General features: G+C 68.7%; 20 protein-coding genes. 6 read left to right on the top strand and 14 right to left on the bottom strand.

The genetic code is table 11. From position 1 onward, the window contains the following. Position 1 precedes the first annotated feature (1 nt). The 10 genes from rplW to rpsL all read right to left on the bottom strand — a co-directional run bounded on the left by rplW (position 2) and on the right by rpsL (position 8,180). Positions 2 to 421: a 50S ribosomal protein L23 gene (gene rplW, locus ACFY2Z_RS18965; RefSeq protein WP_390745268.1), complete on the bottom strand. Its 420-nt coding sequence runs from the start codon at positions 419 to 421 to the stop codon at positions 2 to 4. Next, complete coding sequence (gene rplD, locus ACFY2Z_RS18960) at positions 421 to 1,077, bottom strand: 50S ribosomal protein L4 (protein WP_311696776.1); 657 nt, start codon at positions 1,075 to 1,077, stop codon at positions 421 to 423. Before rplD ends, rplW begins: the two co-directional genes overlap by 1 nt. Positions 1,078 to 1,085: 8 nt before the next feature. After that, entirely contained in the window at positions 1,086 to 1,730 is a 645-nt protein-coding gene (gene rplC / locus ACFY2Z_RS18955) for a 50S ribosomal protein L3 (protein WP_311696777.1), read from the bottom strand. 17 nt (positions 1,731 to 1,747) lie between these two features. Further along, on the bottom strand, positions 1,748 to 2,056 hold the full coding sequence (rpsJ, locus tag ACFY2Z_RS18950; protein ID WP_003948644.1) for a 30S ribosomal protein S10: 309 nt from the start codon (positions 2,054 to 2,056) through the stop codon (positions 1,748 to 1,750). A 442-nt stretch (positions 2,057 to 2,498) separates the two neighbouring features. Next, a complete protein-coding gene (locus ACFY2Z_RS18945; RefSeq protein ID WP_390745267.1) occupies positions 2,499 to 2,708 on the bottom strand; it encodes a DUF397 domain-containing protein in 210 nt (69 codons plus the stop codon). After that, positions 2,705 to 3,580, bottom strand: a complete 876-nt coding sequence (locus ACFY2Z_RS18940; protein ID WP_390745266.1) for a helix-turn-helix domain-containing protein — start codon at positions 3,578 to 3,580, stop codon at positions 2,705 to 2,707. Before ACFY2Z_RS18940 ends, ACFY2Z_RS18945 begins: the two co-directional genes overlap by 4 nt. A 253-nt stretch (positions 3,581 to 3,833) precedes the next feature. Next, positions 3,834 to 5,027 carry an elongation factor Tu gene (gene tuf, locus ACFY2Z_RS18935; protein WP_390745265.1) on the bottom strand — a complete coding sequence of 398 codons (1,194 nt, stop codon included), beginning with the start codon at positions 5,025 to 5,027 and terminating at the stop codon, positions 3,834 to 3,836. 142 nt (positions 5,028 to 5,169) lie between these two features. Then, on the bottom strand, positions 5,170 to 7,296 hold the full coding sequence (gene fusA / locus ACFY2Z_RS18930; RefSeq protein ID WP_311696779.1) for an elongation factor G: 2,127 nt from the start codon (positions 7,294 to 7,296) through the stop codon (positions 5,170 to 5,172). 39 nt (positions 7,297 to 7,335) lie between these two features. After that, entirely contained in the window at positions 7,336 to 7,806 is a 471-nt protein-coding gene (rpsG, locus tag ACFY2Z_RS18925; RefSeq protein ID WP_003992340.1) for a 30S ribosomal protein S7, read from the bottom strand. 2 nt (positions 7,807 to 7,808) lie between these two features. After that, positions 7,809 to 8,180 (bottom strand): 30S ribosomal protein S12, encoded by a 372-nt coding sequence (gene rpsL / locus ACFY2Z_RS18920; RefSeq protein ID WP_003948652.1) that lies wholly within the window; start codon positions 8,178 to 8,180, stop codon positions 7,809 to 7,811. A gap of 452 nt (positions 8,181 to 8,632) precedes the next feature. Here rpsL and ACFY2Z_RS18915 point away from each other — a divergent pair, with 452 nt between their 5' ends. From ACFY2Z_RS18915 to ACFY2Z_RS18890, 6 genes are all read left to right on the top strand, one after another. Further along, the gene (locus ACFY2Z_RS18915; protein WP_390745264.1) at positions 8,633 to 9,397 is read left to right on the top strand and encodes a Crp/Fnr family transcriptional regulator; all 765 of its coding nucleotides are present in this window, start codon (positions 8,633 to 8,635) and stop codon (positions 9,395 to 9,397) included. 163 nt (positions 9,398 to 9,560) lie between these two features. Further along, entirely contained in the window at positions 9,561 to 10,436 is an 876-nt protein-coding gene (locus ACFY2Z_RS18910) for a hypothetical protein (protein WP_390745263.1), read from the top strand. Then, a complete protein-coding gene (locus ACFY2Z_RS18905) occupies positions 10,433 to 12,646 on the top strand; it encodes a hypothetical protein (RefSeq protein ID WP_390745262.1) in 2,214 nt (737 codons plus the stop codon). The genes ACFY2Z_RS18910 and ACFY2Z_RS18905 overlap by 4 nt, the downstream gene beginning before the upstream one ends. Positions 12,647 to 12,717: 71 nt before the next feature. Then, the gene (locus ACFY2Z_RS18900) at positions 12,718 to 14,430 is read left to right on the top strand and encodes a hypothetical protein (protein ID WP_390745261.1); all 1,713 of its coding nucleotides are present in this window, start codon (positions 12,718 to 12,720) and stop codon (positions 14,428 to 14,430) included. Further along, entirely contained in the window at positions 14,427 to 14,972 is a 546-nt protein-coding gene (locus tag ACFY2Z_RS18895; RefSeq protein WP_390745260.1) for a Pycsar system effector family protein, read from the top strand. Before ACFY2Z_RS18900 ends, ACFY2Z_RS18895 begins: the two co-directional genes overlap by 4 nt. 59 nt (positions 14,973 to 15,031) lie before the next feature. After that, a complete protein-coding gene (locus tag ACFY2Z_RS18890) occupies positions 15,032 to 16,342 on the top strand; it encodes a M48 family metalloprotease (RefSeq protein WP_390745259.1) in 1,311 nt (436 codons plus the stop codon). Between the two features lie 81 nt (positions 16,343 to 16,423). Here ACFY2Z_RS18890 and ACFY2Z_RS18885 read toward each other — a convergent pair whose 3' ends face one another. The 4 genes from ACFY2Z_RS18885 to rplJ all read right to left on the bottom strand — a co-directional run bounded on the left by ACFY2Z_RS18885 (position 16,424) and on the right by rplJ (position 25,659). Continuing rightward, the gene (locus ACFY2Z_RS18885; protein ID WP_311696786.1) at positions 16,424 to 20,323 is read right to left on the bottom strand and encodes a DNA-directed RNA polymerase subunit beta'; all 3,900 of its coding nucleotides are present in this window, start codon (positions 20,321 to 20,323) and stop codon (positions 16,424 to 16,426) included. A gap of 93 nt (positions 20,324 to 20,416) precedes the next feature. Further along, a complete protein-coding gene (gene rpoB, locus ACFY2Z_RS18880) occupies positions 20,417 to 23,902 on the bottom strand; it encodes a DNA-directed RNA polymerase subunit beta (protein ID WP_311696787.1) in 3,486 nt (1,161 codons plus the stop codon). Positions 23,903 to 24,633: 731 nt separating this feature from the next. Beyond that, the gene (gene rplL, locus ACFY2Z_RS18875) at positions 24,634 to 25,017 is read right to left on the bottom strand and encodes a 50S ribosomal protein L7/L12 (RefSeq protein WP_390745258.1); all 384 of its coding nucleotides are present in this window, start codon (positions 25,015 to 25,017) and stop codon (positions 24,634 to 24,636) included. Positions 25,018 to 25,128: 111 nt separating this feature from the next. After that, positions 25,129 to 25,659 (bottom strand): 50S ribosomal protein L10, encoded by a 531-nt coding sequence (rplJ, locus tag ACFY2Z_RS18870; protein WP_365161970.1) that lies wholly within the window; start codon positions 25,657 to 25,659, stop codon positions 25,129 to 25,131. Positions 25,660 to 25,768 lie beyond the last annotated feature (109 nt).

Raw genomic sequence — 25,768 nt, 5'->3', positions numbered from 1 at the left:
CTTACGCGGTCGGACCGCCGAAGATGTCGATACGGTCGCCCTCGGCGAGGGTCACGATCGCGCGCTTGGTGGCGGCACGCTGGCCGAAGCCCGTGCGGGTCCGCTTGCGCTTGCCCTGGCGGTTGATCGTGTTGACCCCGGTGACCTTGACCGAGAAGACCGACTGGACGGCCTCCTTGATCTGGGTCTTGTTGGCGCTCGGAGCAACGATGAACGTGTACTTGTTCTCGTCGAGAAGCGCGTAGCTCTTCTCCGACACGACCGGCTTCAGCAGGACGTCACGGGGGTCCGAGTACGACTTGCTCGCCGGGGTGACGACGGTGTTCTTGCCCTCGGTGGCGTGGCGCTTCGCCTTGGCGACGCGCGCGGCCTTGGCGGCCTTGGCGGCCTTCGAGGCAATGGCGGGGTGACGGATAGCCATCAGACCTCGCTCCCTTCGGTGTCAGTGGCCTTCGGGCCGGACACGAAGGACTCGAAAGCGGCCTGGGTGAAGACCACGTCGTCGGAGACGATCACGTCGTACGTGTTCAGCTGGCCCGGCTCCAGGATGTGGACCTGGGGCAGGTTGCGGGCGGACAGCCACGCGGCCTCGTCGGCACGCTCGACGACCAGGAGCAGGTTCTTGCGCTCCGAGATCTTGCCGAACAGCGTCCTGGCGGCCTTGGTGGAGGGGGTCTCGCCCTCGATCACGCCGGTGACGACGTGGATGCGGTTGTGGCGGGCCCGGTCGGTGAGGGCGTGACGCAGAGCGGCAGCCTTCATCTTCTTCGGGGTCCGCTGCGAGTAGTCACGCGGCACGGGACCGTGCACGACGCCACCACCGGCGAACTGCGGCGCGCGGGTCGAACCCTGACGGGCGCGGCCGGTGCCCTTCTGGCGGTACGGCTTCTTGCCACCACCACGGACCTCGGCGCGGGTCTTGGCCTTGTGCGTGCCCTGGCGGGCAGCCGCGTTCTGCGCGACGACGACCTGGTGGATCAGCGGAATGCTGACCTTCTCCACGCCGAAGATCTCCGCGGGGAGTTCGACGCTACCGGTCTTCTCGCCGGCAGGCGAAAGGATGTCAACAGTGCTCATCGGTTACCTCAGGCCCCCTTGGCCGCGGTGCGGACCAGGACGAGGCCGCCGTTCGGACCGGGAACCGCGCCCTTGATGAGCAGCAGACCCTTCTCCGCGTCAACGGCGTGGACGGTCAGGTTCTGGGTGGTGACACGCTCGTTGCCCATGCGGCCCGCCATGCGGACGCCCTTGAACACACGGCCCGGGGTGGCGCAGCCACCGATCGAACCGGGGGAGCGGTGCTTGCGCTGAACGCCGTGTCCGGCGCCGAGGCCCTTGAAGTTGTGACGCTTCATGACACCGGCGAAGCCCTTGCCCTTGCTCTTGCCGGTGACGTCGACCTTCACACCGGCCTCGAACACCTCAGCGGTGATCTCCTGGCCGAGGGTGTACTCGGAGGCATCCGACGTGCGGAGCTCGACGAGGTGACGACGCGGGGTGACGTCCGCCTTGGCGAAGTGGCCCTTGAGGGGCTTGTTCACCTTGCGCGGGTCGATCTCGCCGAAGGCGATCTGGACCGACTCGTAGCCGTCGACGTCGTTCGTACGGACCTGGGTCACGACATTCGGCCCGGCCTTGACGACGGTCACGGGAACAACACGGTTGTTCTCGTCCCAGACCTGCGTCATGCCGAGCTTCTCGCCCAGGATGCCCTTGATCTGCTTAGCCATTCTCAGATCACCGACCCTCAGAGCTTGATCTCGATGTCGACACCGGCCGGGAGGTCGAGTCGCATCAGAGAGTCAACGGTCTTGGGAGTCGGGTCGAGGATGTCGATCAGGCGCTTGTGCGTGCGCATCTCGAAGTGCTCGCGCGAGTCCTTGTACTTGTGCGGCGACTTGATGACGCAGTACACGTTCTTCTCAGTGGGCAGCGGCACCGGGCCCGCGACCGACGCACCAGTGCGAGTCACCGTCTCGACGATCTTCTTCGCCGAGGAGTCGATGACCTCGTGGTCGTAGGCCTTGAGCCGGATGCGGATCTTCTGTCCCGCCATGGCTACTTCGTAGTCCTGTCTCTTCTTACGCTCTGGAACCCGGTGTTCCAGCCCTCTTCTCCGACCCACGCGGTCGGGCGTGTCGCTCCCCCGCTGACATGAATGTCCCTTGTTCGAACATCCCTGACGGGGATTGCGCACGGCCCTGCCGGAACCGTGGGACCGAGGGCGGAAAGCCCACCGGGTGCCTGGCCGGTGCCGCGCCGACACTTCCCGGAAGATTCCCGTACGTCCGCCCCAGCGCTGCCGTGAGGCAGTTAGGGCGACGAGTACTGTGGGACTCGCTTCCGGTCCTCCCGGCGGGAGGCGCGCAGCATCAACACTCGACCGAGCAACCCCGCTAGTCTGCCATACCAGGCGGGGGCCTGGCCAATCGAGCCGGGAAGAATACCCCGGGAGTGGCATAGGTCAAACCGCGGACCGGCGTGTCCCGCCCCGGAGATCAGCTCCCGGAGACATAGGGCACAAAGGCGGACCACGCGGCACGGGTCAGCGCCAGCCGGGGACCCTCGGACTGCTTGGAGTCACGGACGTGCACGGCGCCGAGGGTGACGGCCAGCTCCACACAGGAGTTGCCGTCGTTGCCACCGCTGTAGCTGCTCTTGAACCACGCCAGCTCGAAGGCGTCCCCGGCCGTGGTCTTGCGGATCATGTCTCTCCCAGCAGTTGCTCGATAAGGCCCAGCGACTCCCCTGGAGAGAGCGCCTGAGCCCGGATGGTGCCATACCGCAGCTCAAGGATGCGCAGGTGTTTGGGATCGGGGGTCGGTCGGCCGTTGAACGCGCCGTCCGAGCGGCCGACCGCCGTGCCGTCCGGGAACTTCAGCAATTCGATCCGGCCGTCGAGGCCGGAATGCGTGTCGCAGCTCAACGGCATCACCTGGAGTACGACGTTGTGCAACCGCCCCACCTCCAGCAGGCGTTCGAGCTGCTGACGCCACGCCATTGTGCCCCCGATGGGACGTCGCAGAACTCCCTCTTCCAGTACGAAGCTCAGTGCCGGAGCGGGCGAGCGCTCGAAGACCGACTGCCTGGCCAGACGTGCGGCCACCATGCGCTCCACGTCGTCCGGCGAGTACGGCGGCTGTGCCGCGCCGATCACGGACCGTGCGTGATCAGGGGTCTGCAGCAGTCCGGGGACGATGTGGCACTCGTACAGAGCGATCTCGACCGCCCTGGCCTCCAGCTTGCCCAGCTCCCGAACCTTCTTCGGATACCGGACCCGCCGCACGTCCTCCCAGGTCGCCGCGATGAGCCCGCCCGCGTCCAGCACCTCGTCGGCCCGCACCAGGTAGTCCTGCCGTGGGATCCGCTTCCCGCCCTCGACCTTGTAGACCAGGTCCTCTCCGTACCCCACGGCCCGGCCGAACTCGGCGGCCCGCAGCCCCACGGCCTCCCGGCGCAGCTTCAGCTGCCGGCCCACGGTGGTGATGACGGCGACACCCCACTCGTCGTCCGGATCCACCTCCCACCCCGGCTCGTCCGCCTCCCCGCGGAGCTGCCCCGCCTCGCCGTCCACCGACATACCGCGCCCCTCCGTAGTCCCGCCGCGTACCGCGACGCCCTACCCGTCGCAACGAGCCCGACAGCCCGGACAGCACTGGACAGCCCGCCGACAGTCACCGCACGCAACCGCTCGATCACCCCTCACGGTAGGCGCATTCGGCCACGCTGAGTGAGGTGATCCGAAAATCCGCCGTGGGAACGCGAAGAGGCCCGTACGACCGGAGTCGTACGGGCCTCTTCAGGTCAGCGGGTGACCCTCAAGCAAGGGGTACTTACTTGACGATCTTGGTGACCTGGCCGGCGCCCACCGTGCGGCCACCCTCACGGATGGCGAACTTCAGGCCCTCTTCCATGGCGACGGGCTGGATGAGCTCCACCTTCATCTCGGTGTTGTCACCCGGCATGACCATCTCGGTGCCCTCGGGGAGGGTCACGACGCCGGTCACGTCCGTCGTGCGGAAGTAGAACTGCGGACGGTAGTTGTTGAAGAACGGCGTGTGGCGGCCACCCTCGTCCTTGGAGAGGATGTAGGCCTGCGCCTCGAACTCGGTGTGCGGGGTGACCGAGCCCGGCTTGATGATGACCTGGCCGCGCTCGACGTCCTCGCGCTTGATGCCACGGAGGAGCAGACCGACGTTCTCACCGGCCTGACCCTCGTCGAGCAGCTTGCGGAACATCTCGATACCGGTGACCGTGGTGGTGGTCTTCTCGGTCTTGATGCCGATGATGTCGACGGTCTCGTTGACCTTGAGGATGCCGCGCTCGATACGACCGGTGACGACGGTGCCACGACCGGTGATCGTGAAGACGTCCTCGATCGGCATCAGGAACGGCTTGTCGACGTCGCGCTCGGGCTGCGGGATCGACTCGTCGACGGCGGCCATCAGGTTGAGGACGGAGTCCACCCACTCCTTCTCGCCCTCGAGGGCCTTCAGAGCGGAGACCTTGACGACCGGAACGTCGTCGCCCGGGAACTCGTACTCGGTGAGGAGCTCACGGACCTCGAGCTCGACGAGCTCCAGGATCTCCTCGTCGTCCACCATGTCGGCCTTGTTCAGGGCGACGACGATGTACGGAACGCCGACCTGGCGGGCCAGGAGCACGTGCTCCTTGGTCTGCGGCATCGGGCCGTCGGTCGCGGCGACCACCAGGATCGCGCCGTCCATCTGGGCGGCACCGGTGATCATGTTCTTGATGTAGTCCGCGTGACCCGGGCAGTCGACGTGGGCGTAGTGACGCGACTCGGTCTGGTACTCGACGTGCGCGATGGAGATGGTGATACCGCGCTGGCGCTCCTCGGGCGCCTTGTCGATGTTGTCGAACGGGGTGGCCTCGTTCAGGTCCGGGTACGCGTCGTGCAGCACCTTGGTAATGGCGGCCGTGAGGGTCGTCTTACCGTGGTCGATGTGACCGATGGTGCCGATGTTGACGTGCGGCTTAGTCCGCTCGAACTTCGCCTTCGCCACTGGGGTCCTCCTGTGGAGTGGTTCTGTACGCCTTACTCATCGGCGCCAGGTGATCTTTGCTGGGGTGCCGCCCGCCGGGGTTCTTCTGGAGGAAGAACCCCCGGCGGTCGGTGTCAAGCCTAAAGCGTGTAAACGGGGTGCGTTACTCGCCCTTGGCCTTCGCGATGATCTCCTCGGCGACGTTCCGCGGAACCTCGGCGTAGGAGTCGAACTGCATCGAGTAGCTCGCGCGACCCGACGTCTTGCTGCGGAGGTCGCCGACGTAGCCGAACATCTCCGACAGTGGAACCAGGCCCTTCACGACACGGGCGCCGGCACGCTCCTCCATGGCCTGGATCTGGCCACGGCGGGAGTTGATGTCACCGATGACCTCACCCATGTAGTCCTCGGGCGTGGTGACCTCGACGGCCATCATCGGCTCGAGCAGCACGGGGCTGGCCTTGCGGGCGGCCTCCTTGAAGGCCTGCGAACCAGCGATCTTGAACGCCAGCTCGGAGGAGTCGACCTCGTGGTAGCCACCGTCGAGCAGGATGACACGCACGCCGGTCATCTCGTAACCGGCGAGGATGCCGAACTGCATGGCCTCCTGCGCACCGGCGTCGACCGAAGGGATGTACTCCTTCGGGATACGGCCACCGGTCACCTTGTTCACGAACTCGTACGAGGTGTCGCCGGCCTCGAGCGGCTCGATGCCGATCTGCACCTTGGCGAACTGGCCGGTACCACCGGTCTGCTTCTTGTGCGTGTAGTCGATGCGCTCGACGGCCTTGCGGATCGTCTCACGGTAAGCGACCTGGGGCTTGCCGACGTTGGCCTCGACCTTGAACTCACGGCGCATACGGTCGACCAGCACCTCGAGGTGCAGCTCGCCCATGCCACCGATGATGGTCTGGCCGGTCTCCTGGTCCGAGTGGACCTGGAACGACGGGTCCTCCTCGGCCAGGCGCTGGATCGCGATGCCCAGCTTCTCCTGGTCGCCCTTCGACTTGGGCTCGATGGCCACCTGGATCACCGGCGCCGGGAAGTCCATGGACTCCAGGATCACCGGCGCCTTGTCGTCGCACAGCGTCTCGCCCGTCGTGGTCTGCTTCAGACCCATGACGGCGACGATGTCGCCGGCGCCCACCGACTCGATCTCCTCACGCTTGTTGGCGTGCATGCGGTAGATCTTGCCGATGCGCTCCTTCTTGCCCTTGACGGAGTTCAGCACCGAAGAGCCGGACTCCAGGCGGCCCGAGTACACCCGGACGAAGGTGAGCTTGCCGAGGTGCGGGTCGCTCATGATCTTGAACGCCAGCGCGGAGAGGGGCTCCTCGTCCGACGGCTTGCGCTTGACGACCTCCTCCGCGTTGTTGACGGCGTGGCCCTCGATGGCCTCGACGTCCAGCGGGGAGGGCAGGTAGCGCACGACCGCGTCGAGCAGGGGCTGAACACCCTTGTTCTTGAACGCGGTGCCGCAGAACACCGGGGTGACGGTGGTGCCGGTGCCCTTGCCGGACGCGATGGTGATACGACGGATCGCCGCGTAGAGCTGCTCCACGGAGGGCTCGGAACCCTCCAGGTACAGCTCCATCAGCTCCTCGTCGTTCTCCGCGACGGCCTCGAGCAGCTTGCCGCGCCACTCCTCGGCGGCCTCGGTGTGCGTGGCCGGGATGTCGACGGTGTCGTACATCTCGCCCTTGGTCGCCTCGGCGGACCAGACGAGGGCCTTCATCGTCACGAGGTCGATGACGCCCTTGAAGTCCGCCTCCGCGCCGATCGGCAGCTGCATGACCAGCGGCTGCGCACCCAGGCGGTCGGAGATCATGTCGACGCAGCGGTGGAACTCGGCACCGGTGCGGTCGAGCTTGTTGACGAAGCAGATACGCGGAACGCCGTAGCGGTCCGCCTGACGCCACACCGTCTCGGACTGGGGCTCAACGCCGGCGACGCCGTCGAACACCGTCACGGCACCGTCGAGCACACGCAGGGAACGCTCCACCTCGACCGTGAAGTCGACGTGGCCCGGGGTGTCGATGATGTTGATGGTGTGGTCGACGTCTTCCAGCGGCCAGTGGCAGGTGGTGGCAGCAGAGGTGATCGTGATGCCACGCTCCTGCTCCTGCTCCATCCAGTCCATGGTGGCAGCGCCGTCGTGGACCTCACCGATCTTGTAGGACACACCGGTGTAGAACAGGATCCGCTCGGTGGTGGTCGTCTTGCCCGCGTCGATGTGGGCCATGATGCCGATGTTGCGCACCTTGGCCAGGTCAAGCGAAGTGGTAGCCATAAGGCTTCAGTCTTCTCTCGGTCTCGATGTGGACTGCGACTACCAGCGGTAGTGCGCGAAGGCCTTGTTGGACTCGGCCATCTTGTGCGTGTCCTCGCGCTTCTTCACAGCGGCACCGAGGCCGTTGGAGGCGTCGAGGAGTTCGTTGAGCAGGCGCTCGGTCATGGTCTTCTCGCGACGGGCGCGGGAGTAACCGACCAGCCAGCGCAGCGCGAGCGTGTTGGCGCGACCGGGCTTGACCTCGATCGGAACCTGGTACGTCGCACCACCGACACGGCGGGACTTGACCTCGAGGGTCGGCTTGATGTTCTCCAGCGCGCGCTTCAGCGTGATGATCGGGTCGTTGCCCGTCTTCTCACGCAGACCCTCCATGGCACCGTAGACGATGCGCTCGGCGGTGGAGCGCTTGCCGTTCAGCAGCACCTTGTTGATCAGGGAGGTCACCAGAGGAGAACCGTAGACCGGGTCGATGATGACCGGGCGCTTCGGGGCGGGGCCCTTACGAGGCATTCTTACTTCTCCTTCTTGGCGCCGTAGCGGCTGCGGGCCTGCTTGCGGTTCTTGACACCCTGGGTGTCGAGCGAACCACGGATGATCTTGTAGCGAACACCCGGCAGGTCCTTCACACGGCCGCCGCGCACGAGCACGATGGAGTGCTCCTGCAGGTTGTGTCCCTCACCCGGAATGTAAGCGGTGACCTCGATCCCGCTGGTCAGGCGCACACGCGCGACCTTACGCAGGGCCGAGTTCGGCTTCTTCGGGGTGGTCGTGAACACACGCGTGCAGACGCCACGACGCTGAGGGGAACCCTCGAGTGCGGGCGTCTTGTTCTTCTCGACCTTGTCCTGCCGGCCCTTGCGGACCAGCTGCTGGATCGTAGGCACTACTTCTCCGGTTTCTGTGTGCCGATGGGTACAGCTAACCTGGAACATCTCCGACCCACGCGGTCGGGTGTGTCGAATCCCGCAAACTCCCGCCGCGAGGCGAAAAGGGCGCAGATCACGGTGGCCGGTCAGAACTCCCGGAGCGGTGTGGAGGCACGCACGAGAGCCAGGGCACACCCCAGGCACAAGGTCTGAGCGTACCTACCGCACGGACTTCGGTCAAAACAAATGGAGTCCCCCGCGACACGCCGGACTTTCCACCTCGCCACCTGGGATTCGTCCCACTTGTCCCGGCGCTCCGCCAGGGACGGCGCGCCCTGTCGCGCCGCAGGTCGCCGGACACCCCGAGCCCTTTGGCCACGCTTGGCCGAAACCCGTGCTTCCCCACCACGCGGTCTTGCGCTTTGAGTACGTTGATCCGTCCGCTCGGGCGCGAGAAATCGGGGGATGGAATGGCGACGACACCGAGGCCGCCGACGGCGTACTCACCGGACGACGGCGGCCTGGACGACCGGGTGCCCTTCCTGGCGCGTCTGGAGGCCGAGGACCGCTCGGCCCTGCTCGCGCTCGGCCGTGAGCTGACCTTCAGCCCGCGCATGGTGCTCGTGCACCAGCACGAGCCCTCGTCCCATGTCCTCTTCCTCGTGCGCGGCTGGACGAAGGTCACCGCCTCCGCGGCCAACGGCTACGAGGCACTCCTCGCGCTGCGCGGGCCCGGCGACATCGTGGGCGAGTCGGCCGCGCTCACCGGCCGGCCGCGGTCGGCGACGGTGACCGCGCTGGAGGCGGTGCGGGCGACGGCCGTGGAGCACGAGCGGTTCAAGGACTTCCTGAACCGCTCCCCCGCCGTCTCGTTCGCCCTGCTGGGGCTGACCGCGGACCGTACGCGCGCGGCGGACCGGCGCCGGCTGGAGTTCGCGTCCATGAGCGTGCGCGAACGCTTCGCGGTCCTGCTGCTTGACCTCGCCCGCACCCACGGCCGGCGCACCGCCGACGGCGTCGAGCTGGCCGTGCCGCTGAGCAAGCAGGAGCTGGCCGGATCGGTGGGCGCCTCACGGGAGATGGTGCAGCGGCTGCTGCGCGAACTGCGCGACAGGGAAGCCGTCGTGACGGGCCGCCGCACCCTGCTGATCCTGCGCCCCGACCTCCTGCGCCGGATCGCCGCCGCGGGGCCCGCGCCGGGCGTTCCCGCGCCGTCGGAGCCCCTGGAGGGCTGACGGGGCCCTCCCGTCCGCGACGAGGTGGGGCCGGGCCCCGGCCGTCCCGTCCGACGCTCTGTGCACACGGTCACACTCGGAGTGCGTCATCCGCCCTCACCAGTCGGGAAGCCGCGCGGCCAGTCTGCTGCCCTGCACGGCGTTCCCCCCTCGAGAGGCGACCATGACCGATCCCGTGAGCCGCACGATCCTGCTGCTGGACATCGAGAGGTTCAGCGACCGGGACGACGTGGAGCAGGCGTATCTGCGGCGCATGCTCTACGACATCACCGACCGCACGCTGGAAGGCGCCGGCATCGACGAGACCCGGCGGCTGCGGGCCGACCGCGGCGACTCGGTGATGGCCCTCATCGATGCGAACGCCCCGGTCACGGCGCTGCTGCGGGCCCTGCTCACGGATGTCCCGGCGCATCTGCGGACGGTCAACCGCATGGCTTCCCGCTCCGCGCAGATCCGGCTGCGCGGCGTCGTCGCCATCGGCTATGTCGCGGTGGACGAGCACGACGGCTGGGTCGGCTCCGATCTGAACCACGCCTGCCGGCTGCTGGACGCCGGGATGCTGCGCGAGGCGCTGCGCGAACGGACGAACGACTTCGCGCTGTGCGTCTCGGACGCCCTCTACGCCGGGGTGGTGCGCCATGACCACGTCGGCGTCCCGGCCGCCGACTTCCACCCGGTGACGGTGGAGAGCAAGAACGGCCCGCTCAGGGCGTGGCTGCACGGACCGGTCCCCGGCGCCACGGCCGCGAACGGCCGCGAGGACCACGGTGACACGGGGGCGGGGGAGGCGCCGGGCGGATCGGGGGACCGCCCGGCGCCGCGGGTGCCCCCGCGCGGCACGCCCGCCCCCGAGGACCGCCCGGCGCCGGGCGGACCAGGGGGAGCCCCGGCGCCGGGCCCTGTCGTCACGATCCAGGGCGGCACGTTCAGCGGGGGCGTGATCGGCGGTGCCCAGTACGGCGGCATCAGCGGCGGCCACTTCTCCGGCGACGTCGTCCTCGGCGAGGGCGGCGGACATGAGCGGGGCGAGCGCGCATGAGCACCCCCGAGGCGGGGACTCCCCCGCACCCGGTGCCCGACGCCGGGAGCGCGGCGAAGGACCAGCCGCCGGGCGACCCGGCACCCTCCGACGACACCGGGCACGGCGACCAGCCGGAGCCCGAGGAGCGCGACCAGCCGCAGAACGCCTGGTCCGCCCGGCGGGACCTGGTCGACCACAGCCCGCGGTCCATGAACGTCGGCGCCCGGGCCCGCTTCAGCGGCGGGCTGCTCGGCGGCGACCAGCACGGCGGCATCAGCGGCGGCCACTTCTCCGGCGATGTCTTCCTCGGCAGCAAGACGGAGATCTACCAGCTCCCGGCCCCCGGCTTCGGCACCTCCGCCTCCGCGTCCGGCGAGATACCGGCGGCCACCCTTGAGGAGCTGTCGAGCCGGTTCGTCGCCGACGAGAGACTCATGTCCCGGCTGCTCGGCCGGCTGCGCGACGACCGCGTCCTGGTGCTGTCCGGCGGCCGGTTCACCGGCCGGCGCACCGCCGCGCTGATGCTGCTGCACCGCCTCGGCGCCCTCCCGGTGCGCACCCTGGTGCACGACACCGGCCCGAGCGGTCTGGCCGACCTGGTCACCGGCGAGCACCAGGCCCGCGGTCATGTCCTGTGCGACCTGGCCCCGCGCCGCGACGACCCGCTGCGCTGGACCCATCTGCTGGCCGCCCGGGACCGTCTCGCCGAACGGGACGCCTATCTGGTCGTCACCCTCGACCCCGGCGCCGCCCTGGACGACGTGACCGCCGAGGAGTGGCGCGCACCGGCCGCCGCGGATGTCCTCGCCGCGCAGCTGCGCGCCCGCACCGACGAGGAGACCGCCGCCAAGCTGCTCGACCTGCCGCAGGTGGCCGACTTCCTGGAGCGCAGCCACCAGCCGCGCGAGGCCGCCGCGTTCGCCCAGCTGCTCGGCCGGTACGCCGCCGGGGAGGTCGCCGAGGACGCGGTCGGCCAGTTCTCCCTGGTCTCGCTGGAGTCCCAGGTCCAGGAGTGGTTCGAGGAGGACGACGCCTCCCTGCATCTGCGCGACAAGGCGTTCCTCGTCGCGCTGGCCGCCTTCGACGGAGGCCCGTACGCGCTGACCGCCGAACTCAGCGACCTGCTCTACCGCTTCCTTCAGGAGACCGAGAACCCGGCCCACGTCCCCGAGGTGCCCGTCTTCGGCACCCATGTCGGCAAACGGCTCCAACGGGCGCGTGCCGAGCGGTACTCGGAGGACGAGCAGACCGAGTGGGGCCCGGTCACCCAGCAGAAGGCCAGATTCCGCGACGAGCGGGCCTCCCTGGTGCTGCTGCGCGAGGTGTGGACCGGGCATCCCTCCGCCCGCCCCGCCCTGATCCGCTGGCTGCGCCGGCTCGCCGACGACGGCCGCCCCCTGGTCCGCACCCGCGCCGCCGCCACCGTCGCCGTCCTCACCCGCACCGATCTGCCGTCGGCGATGGCCCTGGTCATCGAGCCGTGGGGAACCTCCAAGCTGTTCCGGCACCGGCTCGTCGCCGTAAACTCCCTCACCCTCGCCCATCTCATCGACACGCCCAACATCCCGCGCATCCTCGACACCTGGTGCGCGGGCGACGATCCACGGCTGCGCTGGGTGGCCGTGCGGGCGTACGGGCTGCTCGGCCCGGAGCGCCCGGAACAGGCCCTGGCCGCGCTGCGCGGCGCCGTACGGCGGCTGTACGCGGACGCGCCCGACGACATCGACGGCGAGCTGGCGCGGGAGCTCGCCGAGGCGGTGGAGCTGCTGCTGCTGTCGGCGGCGAGCGAGACGGTCCTCGCCGAGCTGCGCACCCATCTGGACGACGACCGGGCCGTGCACGACCTCACACTCGGCGGGTTCGTCGGCGCCTGCAGGCGCACCGAGAACGACGACCAGCGCTACGGCACTCCACTGGTCCTCGGCTGGTTCGCCCGCTCGGCGGCCGAGGGCAGGCCGGCCGCGCAGGGTGTCCCGTATCTGTGGCGCGCCGCCCTGGCCGACCCGCGCACCACCCGGCACGCGCTGGAGGTGCTGCGCGAGTGGGTGCTCATCGCCGACCGGTCCACGGCGGTCGAGTGGGCGCTGGCCGCGCTGCTGCCCACGCTCGTCACCACGGCCGCCGAGCACCAGCGGCTGAGCCATCTGCTGCGCACCATGTCCGGCGAGGACGGTGATCCCCCGCCGCTGGTCGCGTCCCGCCTGCTCACCACGCTGCCCACCCGCTGACCTCACCTCCGCGCACAAGCCCGTGACCCGTCCGCACGTCCGTCGGTACGTCCCGAGGAGCCACACGCACCATGCCCACCTTCCACCGCCAGCCCGAGTGGCAGCAGTCGGCGGACCGGCACACGCAGCTGGTCGACCCCGTGCTCACCGTGCGTCAGCTGTCGCGTTTCGAGTTCAACCTGAGACAGCTCGTCCGCATCGACCACGCACTCGTCTTCTCCACCCCGAAGGGCTCCTACGAGGCATATCTGCCGCCGCGGCGCCCGACGCGCGCCGAGGTCGCCGCGAACCGGTACACCGCCGTGTACGAGGTGGACATGGGCGTGCATCCCTGGACGTCGGAACTCGCGCTGCCCAGCGACAACGACGCCTTCGAGTTCACGGCCGAGGTCGACATCTCCTGGCAGGTCCTGGACCCGGCCCGGTTCGTGGCGAGCGGTCACCGGGACGTGCCCGGCCTGGTGCTCAGCGAACTCCAGCAGGCCGCCCGGCCGGTGACCCGCCGCTTCGCCATCGCCGACAGCGCGGCGGCCGAACAGGAGCTGCTCCAGGCGGTCACCGTGCTGGGGCCGCTCGGGGCACCCGCGGGCCTGCAGGTCACCTGGACCCTGCGCATCAAGCGCGACAGGGCCAACATCGAGCACCAGCAGCGGTTGCAGGCCATCGACCACACCGCCACCGAACAGGTCCGCGTGACCCAGCGGGGCATGGAGGTCGACGTCGAGGCCGACCGCCGCCAGCGGCAGCAGGACTCCCTGCAGATCGAACGGGCGATAGCCTACGGCACCCAGCAGCAGGAACTGATGATCCAGCAGCAGCGGTGGCAGTACGAGCAGGCCCTGCTGCACAGCGGACAGCAGCACCAGCTCGCGCTGCAACAGGGTCAGCAGCAGCTGGAACTTCAGCAGCTCGAGGCCCAGAAGGTCGCCTTCTACGAGTGGCATCTCCAGCAGGGCGGCGTCCACGCCTGGGCACTTCATCTCGCCCAGCACCCGGAGGACTCACGGCTCGTCATGGCCAGCATGCGCGAGGACCAACTCCGCATGATCCAGTCGCAGATGGAACTCGTACGCCAGCTCCTGAACGGTGACGCGGCGGAAGGTTACGAGTTGGAGGGGCCCAAGCAGCTGGCCCTCCGCACGGTCAACGACATCCTCACCCAGCGGCTGCCCGGCGTCCCCCAGACCCCGGCCCCGCTGCCCGAGGGCACGGGACCGGTCTATCCGGGCGCGCCCGAGCCGCCGGTGAACCCCTCGGCGGCGCGGCCGGACGACACCGTGCCGGGCCAGGCGCCGTCGGCCGCGGCGGCCCCGGGACCCGGCGGCCCACTCGGATTCCCGGGTCCCCAGCCAGGGTCGGCCCCGGGCGGACCCGTGTTCCCACCGCCGGTGCCGAACGCCGCGCCCTTCCCACCGCAGGTGCCGGGCGTCCCGCTGTTCACACCCCCGCTTCCGGGCGCGCCCCCGTTCACACCGCCGCCTCCGGGCGCCCCGCCCTTCGTTCCGCCGGCTCCGGGCGCGCCCCAGCCCTGGCAGACGGCCGTGCCGTACGGCGCCGGTGGCGTACCGCAGGATCCGCAGCACGGCGCGTACGGCGCCGGTCAGGCCCCGGCCTGGCAGCCCCCGCCCGGCTACGGCACCACGCCCACCGTGCCCGCCGGGGCCCCGGCCCCGGTCGCCGGCGAGGATCCCAGGGGCGCCGCGGACACCGAGGACGGCGAGGACACCGGCACGTTCATGGGGCCCGGAGGGACCGGAAGCGGCACCGAGAAGGGCGGCACATGACCGCCCCCGGCCCTGCGCCCGCCCCGCCCACCGGCAGCCCCGCCGACCCCGCGGCACGCGCCCAGCTCTGTGAACGACTCCTGACCGAGCTGCGGGCCGAGATCTCCCGGGCCGACAGCAAGGCATCGGTCCTGGTCGCCGCCCTCGGCATGACCGCGGGCGTCTTCAGCGGGCTGCTCGCCGGGCGGCAGTGGTCCCCGGCCGCGCTCTCCGGAGCGGGCACCGTGCTGTGGTGGGCCGGAGCCGTCTGCCTCGCCCTCTCGCTGTTCGCCCTGCTGCTCGCCGTCCTCCCCCGCTACCGCTCCGGGACCTGGGCGCCGGGCCTTCCGCTGTCCTACTTCGGTGACATTCAACAGGCCGTCAAGCACGGCCACTTGGAGAGCGCGCTCGCCGACACCGAGCGCCTGCCCACGGCCGGACTGACCAGGGCGCTCGCCGAGACCAGCCGGATCGCCGCGCGCAAGCACCAGTGGATCCGGGCGGGACTCGTCGCCTTCGGCTCCGGCACGGTCCTGCTGCCCGCCTCTCTGCTGATCCGCTGATCCGCCGACCCGCCGTAGCGCACTCGTCCCCGCACCCGCAGACGAAGGAAAGAACGACCATGTCCCAACCACCGCAACCGGTCCCGCCGGAGTACCCCGGCTCACCGGCCCACACCGGCGCACAGCAGCCGATAGCGCCGCAGTACCCGCAACAGCCTCCCGCCTACCCGCAGCAGCCCGGCCCCACCGCCCCGCACCACCCCCAGCCGGGCCCCGCCCCGCACCACCCGCAGCCGGGCCCGGCCCCGCAGTACCCCCAGGCGGCACCCCCGCCTCCGTACCCGGCCCCGCCCGCGTACCCGCAGTCGGCCCCTCCCCCGTATCCCCAGTCGGCCCCACCGCCCCACCCCGCACAGGCCGGTCCGACTCCCCCGCCCGCGCCACCCGAGGCACCGCCCCTGTCCCCCGACGACCCCGCGCACCCGCACCACATCAGCACCGACCACGGCCGCGTCCACCTGTCGAAGGACCAGCGGCGCACCGACGCCACCGCCGTCGGCAACCTCCTGCTGCATCTGCCGAACTTCCTGTGCAGCCTCTTCGTGGTCGCCCTGGTCTCGGCCTTCTTCGGCAAGTTCGCCGTCCTGGTGATCCTCGCCTGGATCGCCAGCGGCGCACTCGTGTTCCACCGCCCGACGGAAAGCGCCCTCGCGCGCCATCTGCTTCGTCTGCGCTACCCCACTCCACAAGAACGAGCCAAACTCGAACCGGTGTGGCGTACGGTCACGGCCCGCGCCGGGATCGAGGGCCGCAGCTATGAGCTGTGGGTGGAGGACAGCGACGGGCTGAACGCGGTCGCCGCGGCGGGCCATATCGTCGGTGTCACCCGCTTCGCCATGAACCAGCTGCCCAACGGCGAGCTGGCCGCCGTACTGGCGCACGAGCTGGGCCACCACGTCGGCGGCCACGCATGGTCCTCACTGCTCGGCTACTGGTACGCGCTGCCCGGCCGGGTGGCCTGGCGCCTTCTCAAGGCGTTCTCCGGCTTCGCGTTCAAGGTGTCGCGGGCGTTCGGCTGCTTCGGCGTCGCCTTCGTGGTGCTGTTCATGGGCGGCCTCGCGCTGGCGACGATCAGCACGCTCTACGGACTGCCGCTGCTGCTCCTCGGCGTCCCCTACGCACTCGCCGCCGTGGGCCGCCGCTCCGAGCTGCGCGCCGACGAGCACGCGGCCGCCCTCGGCTTCGCCCCGATGCTGGCCGCCGTCCTGCACAAGCTGCATCAGCAGGAGCAGCGGACGGAGGCCGAGCAGGCCGCTCGCAACGGGGGCGTCCCCGTGGAGGAGGGCACCCTCGGCAGGCTGCTCTCCTCGCACCCGGACTACCACACCCGGCTGCACCATCTTCAGCCCTACCTCCAGCCGGGGCGCTGAGCCCGGCCGCGGGCCGGTCCCCGGACACGCCGAAGGGCGGCCACCCCACAAGGTGACCGCCCTTCGGTTCAGGCCGCTCGCTTACTGGTTGTACGGACCGTAGTCGTAGTCCTCCAGCGGCACCGCCTGGCCGGAGCCGGCGCCGAACGGCGAGTAGTCGATGTCGTCGTAGCCGACGGCCGAGTACATCGCGGCCTTGGCCTCCTCGGTCGGCTCGACCCGGATGTTGCGGTAGCGGGACAGACCCGTACCGGCCGGGATGAGCTTACCGATGATGACGTTCTCCTTGAGGCCGATGAGGCTGTCGGACTTGGCGTTGATCGCCGCGTCCGTCAGGACTCGGGTCGTCTCCTGGAAGGAGGCGGCCGACAGCCAGGACTCCGTCGCCAGCGAGGCCTTGGTGATACCCATGAGCTGCGGACGGCCGGAGGCCGGGTGACCGCCCTCCTGGACCACACGACGGTTCTCGGTCTCGAACTTCGAGCGCTCGACCAGCTCGCCGGGCAGCAGCTCGGCGTCGCCGGACTCGATGATCGTCACACGGCGGAGCATCTGCCGGATGATGATCTCGATGTGCTTGTCGTGGATCGACACACCCTGCGAGTTGTACACCTTCTGAACCTCGCCGACCAGGTGGACCTGGACGGCACGCTGGCCCAGGATGCGCAGCACGTCGTGCGGGTTGGTGGCACCCACGGTGAGCTTCTGGCCCACCTCGACGTGCTCGCCCTCGCTGACCAGGAGTCGGGCGCGCTTCGAGATCGGGTAAGCCGTCTCGTCGCTGCCGTCGTCCGGCGTGATGACGATCTTCTTGGTCTTCTCGGTCTCCTCGATCCGCACGCGGCCCTGGGCCTCGGAGATCGGGGCGACACCCTTCGGGGTACGGGCCTCGAAGAGCTCGACGACACGCGGCAGACCCTGGGTGATGTCGTCACCGGCCACACCACCGGTGTGGAAGGTACGCATCGTCAGCTGGGTACCGGGCTCACCGATGGACTGGGCGGCGATGATGCCGACCGCCTCACCGATGTCGACCAGCTTGCCGGTGGCCAGCGAGCGGCCGTAGCACATGGCGCAGGTGCCGACGGCGGACTCACAGGTCAGGACCGAGCGGGTCTTGACCTCCGAGATGCCACGGGCGACGAGCTCCTCGATGAGGACGTCACCCAGGTCGGTACCGGCCGGGGCCAGCACCTGACCGTCGACGACGATGTCCTCGGCGAGGCAGCGCGCGTACACGGACGTCTCGACGTTCTCCGCCTTGCGCAGCACGCCGTCCGCACCGACCTCCGCGATGTGGAGCTTGAGGCCGCGCTCGGTGCCGCAGTCCTCCTCGCGGATGATGACGTCCTGGGAGACGTCGACCAGACGACGGGTCAGGTAACCCGAGTCGGCGGTACGCAGAGCGGTGTCCGCGAGACCCTTACGGGCACCGTGCGTGGAGATGAAGTACTCCAGCACGGACAGGCCCTCACGGAACGACGCCTTGATCGGACGCGGGATCGTCTCGTTCTTCGCGTTCGACACCAGACCACGCATACCGGCGATCTGCCGCATCTGCATCATGTTTCCTCGGGCACCCGAGTCAACCATCATGAAGATGGGGTTCGTCTTGGGGAAGTTCGCGTTCATCGCCTCGGCGACCTCGTTGGTCGCCTTGGTCCAGATGTTGATGAGCTCCTGAGTGCGCTCTTCCTTGGTGATCAGACCGCGCTCGTACTGCTTCTGGACCTTCTCGTCCTGCGCCTCGTAACCCTTGACGATCTCCTTCTTCGCCTCGGGAACGACGACGTCGGAGATGGCGACGGTGACACCGGAACGGGTCGCCCAGTAGAAGCCGGCCGCCTTCAGGTTGTCGAGCGTCGCCGCCACGATGACCTTGGGGTAGCGCTCGGCGAGGTCGTTGACGATCTCGGAGAGCTGCTTCTTGCCGACCGAGTAGTCGACGAACGGGTAGTCCTCGGGCAGCAGCTCGTTGAAGAGCGCACGGCCCAGCGTGGTCTTCAGACGGAAGCTGTCACCCAGCTGCCACTCCGGCTCGCCCTCCTCCTGCGCCGGCGGGGTCCAGCCGCGTGGCGGGATGGTGCCCACCGGGAAGCGGATGTCCACGGCCGCCTGCAGCGAGAGCTCACCGGCGTCGAACGCCATGATCGCCTCGGCGGTGGAGCCGAAGGACCGGCCCTCGCCCTTGACGTCACGCAGCTCGCCGTCCGTGGTCAGGAAGAACAGACCGAGGACCATGTCCTGGGTCGGCATCGTGACCGGGCGGCCGTCGGCCGGCTTGAGGATGTTGTTCGAGGACAGCATCAGGATGCGGGCCTCGGCCTGCGCCTCCGCGGACAGCGGCAGGTGCACGGCCATCTGGTCACCGTCGAAGTCCGCGTTGAACGCGGTGCAGACGAGCGGGTGGATCTGGATGGCCTTGCCCTCGACCAGCTGCGGCTCGAAGGCCTGGATGCCGAGGCGGTGCAGGGTGGGCGCACGGTTCAGCAGCACCGGGTGCTCGGCGATGACCTCTTCGAGGACGTCGTACACGACTGTGCGGCCGCGCTCCACCATGCGCTTGGCCGACTTGATGTTCTGCGCGTGGTTCAGGTCGACCAGGCGCTTCATCACGAACGGCTTGAACAGCTCCAGCGCCATCGCCTTCGGCAGACCGCACTGGTGCAGCTTCAGCTGCGGACCGACGACGATCACGGAACGCGCCGAGTAGTCGACACGCTTGCCGAGCAGGTTCTGACGGAAGCGACCCTGCTTGCCCTTCAGCATGTCGCTGAGGGACTTCAGCGGGCGGTTGCCGGGGCCCGTGACCGGGCGGCCGCGACGGCCGTTGTCGAAGAGGGCGTCAACAGCCTCCTGAAGCATGCGCTTCTCGTTGTTGACGATGATCTCGGGCGCGCCGAGGTCGAGCAGCCTCTTCAGACGGTTGTTGCGGTTGATCACACGGCGGTACAGGTCGTTCAGGTCGGAGGTCGCGAAGCGGCCACCGTCCAGCTGCACCATCGGACGCAGGTCCGGCGGGATGACCGGGACGCAGTCCAGGACCATGCCCTTGGGGCTGTTGGAGGTCTGCAGGAACGCGGACACGACCTTCAGCCGCTTCAGGGCACGGGTCTTCTTCTGGCCCTTGCCGGTGCGGATGATCTCGCGGAGCTTCTCGGCCTCCTCCTCGAGGTCGAAGGACTCCAGGCGCTTCTGCAGCGCCGCGGCACCCATCGAACCGTCGAAGTACGTGCCGAAGCGGTCCCGCAGCTCGCGGTAGAGCAGCTCGTCGCCCTCGAGGTCCTGGACCTTGAGGTTCTTGAAGCGGGTCCACACCTCGTCGAGACGGTCGATCTCGCGCTGCGCACGGTCGCGCAGCTGCTTCATCTCGCGCTCGGCACCCTCGCGCACCTTGCGGCGCACATCGGCCTTGGCGCCCTCGGCCTCCAGCTCGGCCAGGTCGGCCTCGAGCTTCTTGGCGCGGGCCTCCAGGTCGGCGTCGCGACGGTTCTCGATCTGCTGCCGCTCGACGGAGACGTGCGCCTCCAGGGAGGGCAGGTCACGCGTACGGCGCTCCTCGTCGACGTACGTGATCATGTACGCCGCGAAGTAGATGACCTTCTCCAGGTCCTTCGGGGCGAGGTCGAGCAGGTAGCCCAGCCGCGACGGAACGCCCTTGAAGTACCAGATGTGCGTGACCGGGGCGGCCAGCTCGATGTGGCCCATCCGCTCACGGCGCACCTTGGCGCGCGTGACCTCTACGCCACAGCGCTCACAGATGATGCCCTTGAAGCGGACGCGCTTGTACTTGCCGCAGTAGCACTCCCAGTCCCGGGTGGGGCCGAAGATCTTCTCGCAGAAGAGGCCGTCCTTCTCGGGCTTGAGGGTGCGGTAGTTGATGGTCTCGGGCTTCTTGACCTCGCCGTGGCTCCACTGACGGATGTCGTCCGCGGTGGCCAGGCCGATCCGGAGCTCGTCGAAGAAGTTGACGTCGAGCACTATGCGTCAATCCCTCTCAGGGTCGTAAGTCTTTCGGTCTGTACGGGGGTCCCGGGGTCGGCGGGCCTTGGAGTCAGGCCCGCCGGACTCCCGTCAGACCTCTTCGACGCTGCTCGGCTCGCGCCGGGACAGGTCGATGCCGAGCTCCTCCGCAGCGCGGAAGACGTCCTCGTCGGTGTCGCGCATCTCGATGGACATACCGTCGCTGGACAGCACCTCCACGTTCAGGCACAGGGACTGCATCTCCTTGATGAGCACCTTGAAGGACTCGGGGATGCCGGGCTCGGGGATGTTCTCGCCCTTGACGATGGCCTCGTAGACCTTCACGCGGCCGGTGACGTCGTCGGACTTGATGGTCAGCAGCTCCTGGAGGGCGTACGCGGCGCCGTAGGCCTCGAGGGCCCACACCTCCATCTCGCCGAACCGCTGGCCACCGAACTGGGCCTTACCACCCAGCGGCTGCTGGGTGATCATCGAGTACGGACCGGTCGACCGAGCGTGCAGCTTGTCGTCGACCAGGTGGTGCAGCTTCAGGATGTACATGTAGCCGACGGAGATCGGGTCCGGGAACGGCTCACCCGAGCGGCCGTCGAACAGCCGCGCCTTGCCGGACGGGAGGACCAGACGGTCGCCGTCGCGGTTCGGGATGGTGTGCTGGAGCAGACCCGCCAGCTCGTCCTCACGGGCACCGTCGAAGACCGGGGTCGCGACGTTGGTCCGCGGGTCGACCTGGTCGGCGCCGATCGCCTGCAGGCGCTGCGCCCACTCGTCCGCGAGGCCGGAGACGTCCCAGCCGCGGCTGGCGAGCCAGCCGAGGTGGATCTCCAGGACCTGTCCCGGGTTCATTCGGGACGGCACACCCAGCGGGTTGAGGATGATGTCGACCGGGGTGCCGTCCTCCAGGAACGGCATGTCCTCGATCGGCAGGATCTTGGAGATGACACCCTTGTTGCCGTGACGGCCGGCCAGCTTGTCACCGTCGGTGATCTTGCGCTTCTGCGCGACGTAGACGCGGACCAGCTGGTTCACGCCCGGCGGCAGCTCGTCGCCCTCCTCGCGGTCGAAGACGCGCACACCGATGACCTTGCCGGTCTCGCCGTGCGGCACCTTCAGCGAGGTGTCACGGACCTCACGGGCCTTCTCACCGAAGATCGCGCGCAGCAGACGCTCCTCGGGGGTCAGCTCGGTCTCACCCTTCGGGGTGACCTTGCCGACGAGGATGTCACCGGCGATGACCTCGGCACCGATACGGATGATGCCGCGCTCGTCGAGGTCGGCGAGGACCTCCTCGGAGACGTTCGGGATGTCCCGGGTGATCTCCTCGGGGCCGAGCTTGGTGTCACGGGCGTCGACCTCGTGCTCCTCGATGTGGATCGAGGAGAGGACGTCGTCCTGCACGAGGCGCTGCGACAGGATGATCGCGTCCTCGTAGTTGTGACCCTCCCACGGCATGAACGCCACGAGCAGGTTCTTGCCGAGCGCCATCTCGCCGTTCTGGGTGGCGGGACCGTCGGCGAGGACCTGGCCCTCGATGAGGCGGTCACCCTCGTTGACGATGACCTTCTGGTTGACCGAGGTGCCCTGGTTGGAGCGGGCGAACTTGGCCAGGCGGTACGTGATGTACGTGCCGTCGTCGTTGGCCGTGGTGATGTAGTCCGCGGAGACCTCCTGGACCACACCGGCCTTCTCGGCCTTGACGACGTCGCCGGCGTCGACGGCGGAGCGGTACTCCATGCCGGTACCGACGAGCGGGGCCTCCGACTTGATCAGCGGAACGGCCTGGCGCATCATGTTCGCGCCCATGAGGGCACGGTTGGCGTCGTCGTGCTCGAGGAACGGGATCATGGCGGTCGCGACCGACACCATCTGGCGCGGCGAGACGTCCATGTAGTCCACGTCGTCACCGGCGACGTAGTCGACCTCACCGCCACGGCGGCGGACCAGGACGCGGGCCTCGGCGAAGCGCAGCTCGTCGGTGAGACCGGCGTTGGCCTGCGCGATGACGAAGCGGTCCTCCTCGTCGGCGGTCAGGTAGTCCACCTCGTCGGTGACCTGGCCGTCGACGACCTTGCGGTACGGGGTCTCGACGAAACCGAACGCGTTGACCCGGCCGTAGGAGGCGAGCGAGCCGATCAGACCGATGTTCGGGCCTTCAGGGGTCTCGATCGGGCACATGCGGCCGTAGTGCGACGGGTGCACGTCACGGACCTCGAAGCCGGCCCGCTCACGGGAGAGACCACCCGGGCCGAGCGCGGACAGACGACGCTTGTGCGTCAGCCCGGACAGCGGGTTGTTCTGGTCCATGAACTGGGACAGCTGGCTGGTGCCGAAGAACTCCTTGATGGAGGCGACGACCGGCCGGATGTTGATCAGGGTCTGCGGCGTGATCGCCTCGACGTCCTGGGTCGTCATGCGCTCGCGGACGACGCGCTCCATACGGGCCAGACCGGTGCGGACCTGGTTCTGGATGAGCTCGCCGACGCTGCGCAGACGACGGTTGCCGAAGTGGTCGATGTCGTCGGTCTCGACGACGATCGCCTGACCGCTGTCGCCGACCGTCTCGGTCTCGCCCGCGTGCAGCTTCACCAGGTACTTGATCGTCGAGATGACGTCCTCGACGGTCAGGATGCCCGCGTCCAGCGGAGCGTCCGCACCCAGCTTCTTGTTGACCTTGTAGCGGCCGACCTTCGCGAGGTCGTAGCGCTTCGGGTTGAAGTACAGGTTCTCCAGCAGCGTCTGCGCGGCCTCACGCGTGGGGGGCTCGCCCGGACGCAGCTTGCGGTAGATGTCGAGCAGCGCGTCGTCCTGGCCCTGGGTGTGGTCCTTCTCCAGGGTGGCGCGCATGGACTCGTACTCGCCGAACTCCTCGAGGATCTGCTCGGTCGTCCAGCCGAGCGCCTTCAGGAGGACGGTCACGGACTGCTTGCGCTTGCGGTCGATACGGACACCGACCATGTCGCGCTTGTCGATCTCCATCTCCAGCCAGGCACCCCGGGACGGGATGATCTTGGCCGAGAAGATGTCCTTGTCGGACGTCTTGTCGATGGAGGAGTCGAAGTAGACACCCGGCGAACGGACCAGCTGCGACACGACGACACGCTCGGTGCCGTTGATGACGAACGTGCCCTTGTTCGTCATGAGCGGGAAGTCGCCCATGAAGACGGTCTGGGACTTGATCTCGCCGGTCTCGTTGTTGGTGAACTCGGCCGTGACGAAGAGAGGCGCGGCGTACGTGAAGTCGCGCTCCTTGCACTCGTCGATCGAGTTCTTCGGCGGCTCGAAACGGTGGTCGCGGAACGTCAGCGACATCGACCCGGAGAAGTCCTCGATCGGGGAGATCTCCTCGAAGATCTCCTCGAGACCGGACTTGGTGGGGACGTCCTGACCGGACTCCAGAGCCTCCTCGACCCGACTCTGCCAGGCGGTGTTCCCGAGCAGCCAGTCAAAGCTCTCGGTCTGCAGCGCGAGCAGGTTGGGAACCTCGAGAGGCTCCTTGATCTTTGCAAAGGAAATGCGCAGCGGGGCGGTGCTGGCGCCGTTGTTCGTATTCGCGGTCGAGGCAGTGCGCGAGGCGGCCAAGAGGGGGTCCTTCCGAGGGCTCGGACTCACTACGCGCGTACCGGTCCCCACCAGGCACAGAGATGGAAAGCCTCAGGTCAGAGACTCTTATCGTCGGTGCTCAAGCGAGGGGCCTGCTCCTGGTGACGGGCAGGAGGCAGCTAACAGGCAGCGCAAAGGGTCAGTGTAGCCACTTGGCACACTGATGTCCAGTGCGGGTTTGCAGGCCCACGACAGAAGCCCTCGTTGTCCCTCAACAGCTGCGGCAAGCCACGCCCTCGATGCACATCGATACTGCCCTCTTCGTCGTCGATCCATGCCTCGGATCCGGATCGTTGTGACGACGCGTCCTGAGAATTGCGCGCTGCGTGCAGTTCGTCAAGGCCCCCCATGGCCGAACCGGGTGCTGCCGTCGTCACTTGCACTAGTCACCGGGGCCCTCGGGACGCACGACGAAGATCACCATACTCCCCGCGGCGACGGGTGCAAGGCAGCCGCCGCCGGACCCCCCGGAACGCCGAAGAGCGACCACCCGGATGGATGATCGCCCTTCGGTGCGTTCGCGTTACAGCCCTACGAGTGAGCCTCGACCGGAATCCCGTGGGCGCCGGCTGCGGCGTTCGAGTGAACCGGACCGGCACATGCGAAAGGGCCGCACGGAGCGAGGCTGCGTGCGGCCCGGCGAGCCCTGCGCCAGGGCCCGGTGTGGGCCCTGGCGCGGCCCGTGGGTCCCTGCGGGGACCCAGGAGGTGTTACTTGACCTCGACGGACGCGCCCGCGCCCTTGAGGGCCTCGGCGGCCTTCTCGGCGGCCTCCTTGTTGACCTTCTCCAGGACGGGCTTCGGGGCGCCGTCCACCAGGTCCTTGGCCTCCTTCAGGCCGAGGGAGGTCAGCTCGCGCACGACCTTGATGACCTGGATCTTCTTGTCACCGGCGCCGGAGAGGATGACGTCGAACTCGTCCTTCTCCTCCTCGGCCTCGGCGGCGGCGGCCGGACCGGCCGGGCCCGCGACGGCCACCGCGGCGGCGGCGGTGACGTCGAACTTCTCCTCGAACGCCTTCACGAACTCGGAGAGCTCGATGAGGGTCATCTCCTCGAACTGCGCGAGCAGGTCTTCCTGGGTGAGCTTCGCCATGATGGGCGATCCTTCCAATGAGTCGGCTGGTGCCGGATGTACATGTCTGGCGGGCGTACGTTCGGCCCGCTACGACCGCCGCCTCAGGCGGCGGTCAGTGCGCGAGCCGAATTACTCGGCACCGCCCTGCTCGGCCTGCTTGGCACGAAGAGCGTCCACGGTGCGGACGAGCTTCGACGGGAGCGCCTGGAAGACCTGAGCAGCCTGGGTCTGCTTGCCCTTGAAGGCGCCCGCCAGCTTGGCGAGCAGAACCTCGCGGGACTCGAGGTCCGCAAGCTTCTTGATCTCGTCGGCGGACAGCGCCTTGCCGTCAAGGACACCGCCCTTGATGACGAGGTTCGGGTTGTCCTTGGCGAAGTCACGAAGACCCTTCGCCGACACCACCGGGTCACCGGTGACGAAGGCGACCGCCGTCGGACCGTTGAACAGGTCGTCGAGCGTCGTGATCCCGGCCTCGTTGGCCGCAATCTTGGTCAGCGTGTTCTTCACCACGGCGTACTGGGCGTTCTCACCGAGCGAACGACGCAGCGTCTTGAGCTGCGCCACGGTGAGACCCCGGTACTCGGTCAGCACGGCGGCGTTCGAGCTGCGGAACTGCTCCGCGAGCTCGGCCACCGCGGCAGCCTTGTCGGGCCTTGCCATAGAGCGTCGGCCTCCTTCCGGGTGATGGGACCGCTCGGAAGGGGCTGGGCTAAAACGAAACGCCCCGGCGCAGGCGCACGGGGCGGACTCGACCGAGCGCACACGCGGC

This window comes from Streptomyces sp. NPDC001222, assembly GCF_042896945.1.
GTDB lineage: Bacteria > Actinomycetota > Actinomycetes > Streptomycetales > Streptomycetaceae > Streptomyces > Streptomyces gibsoniae.
The sequence above is the reverse complement of the archived record's forward strand: the minus strand, read 5'-3'. Positions and strand labels throughout refer to the sequence as shown.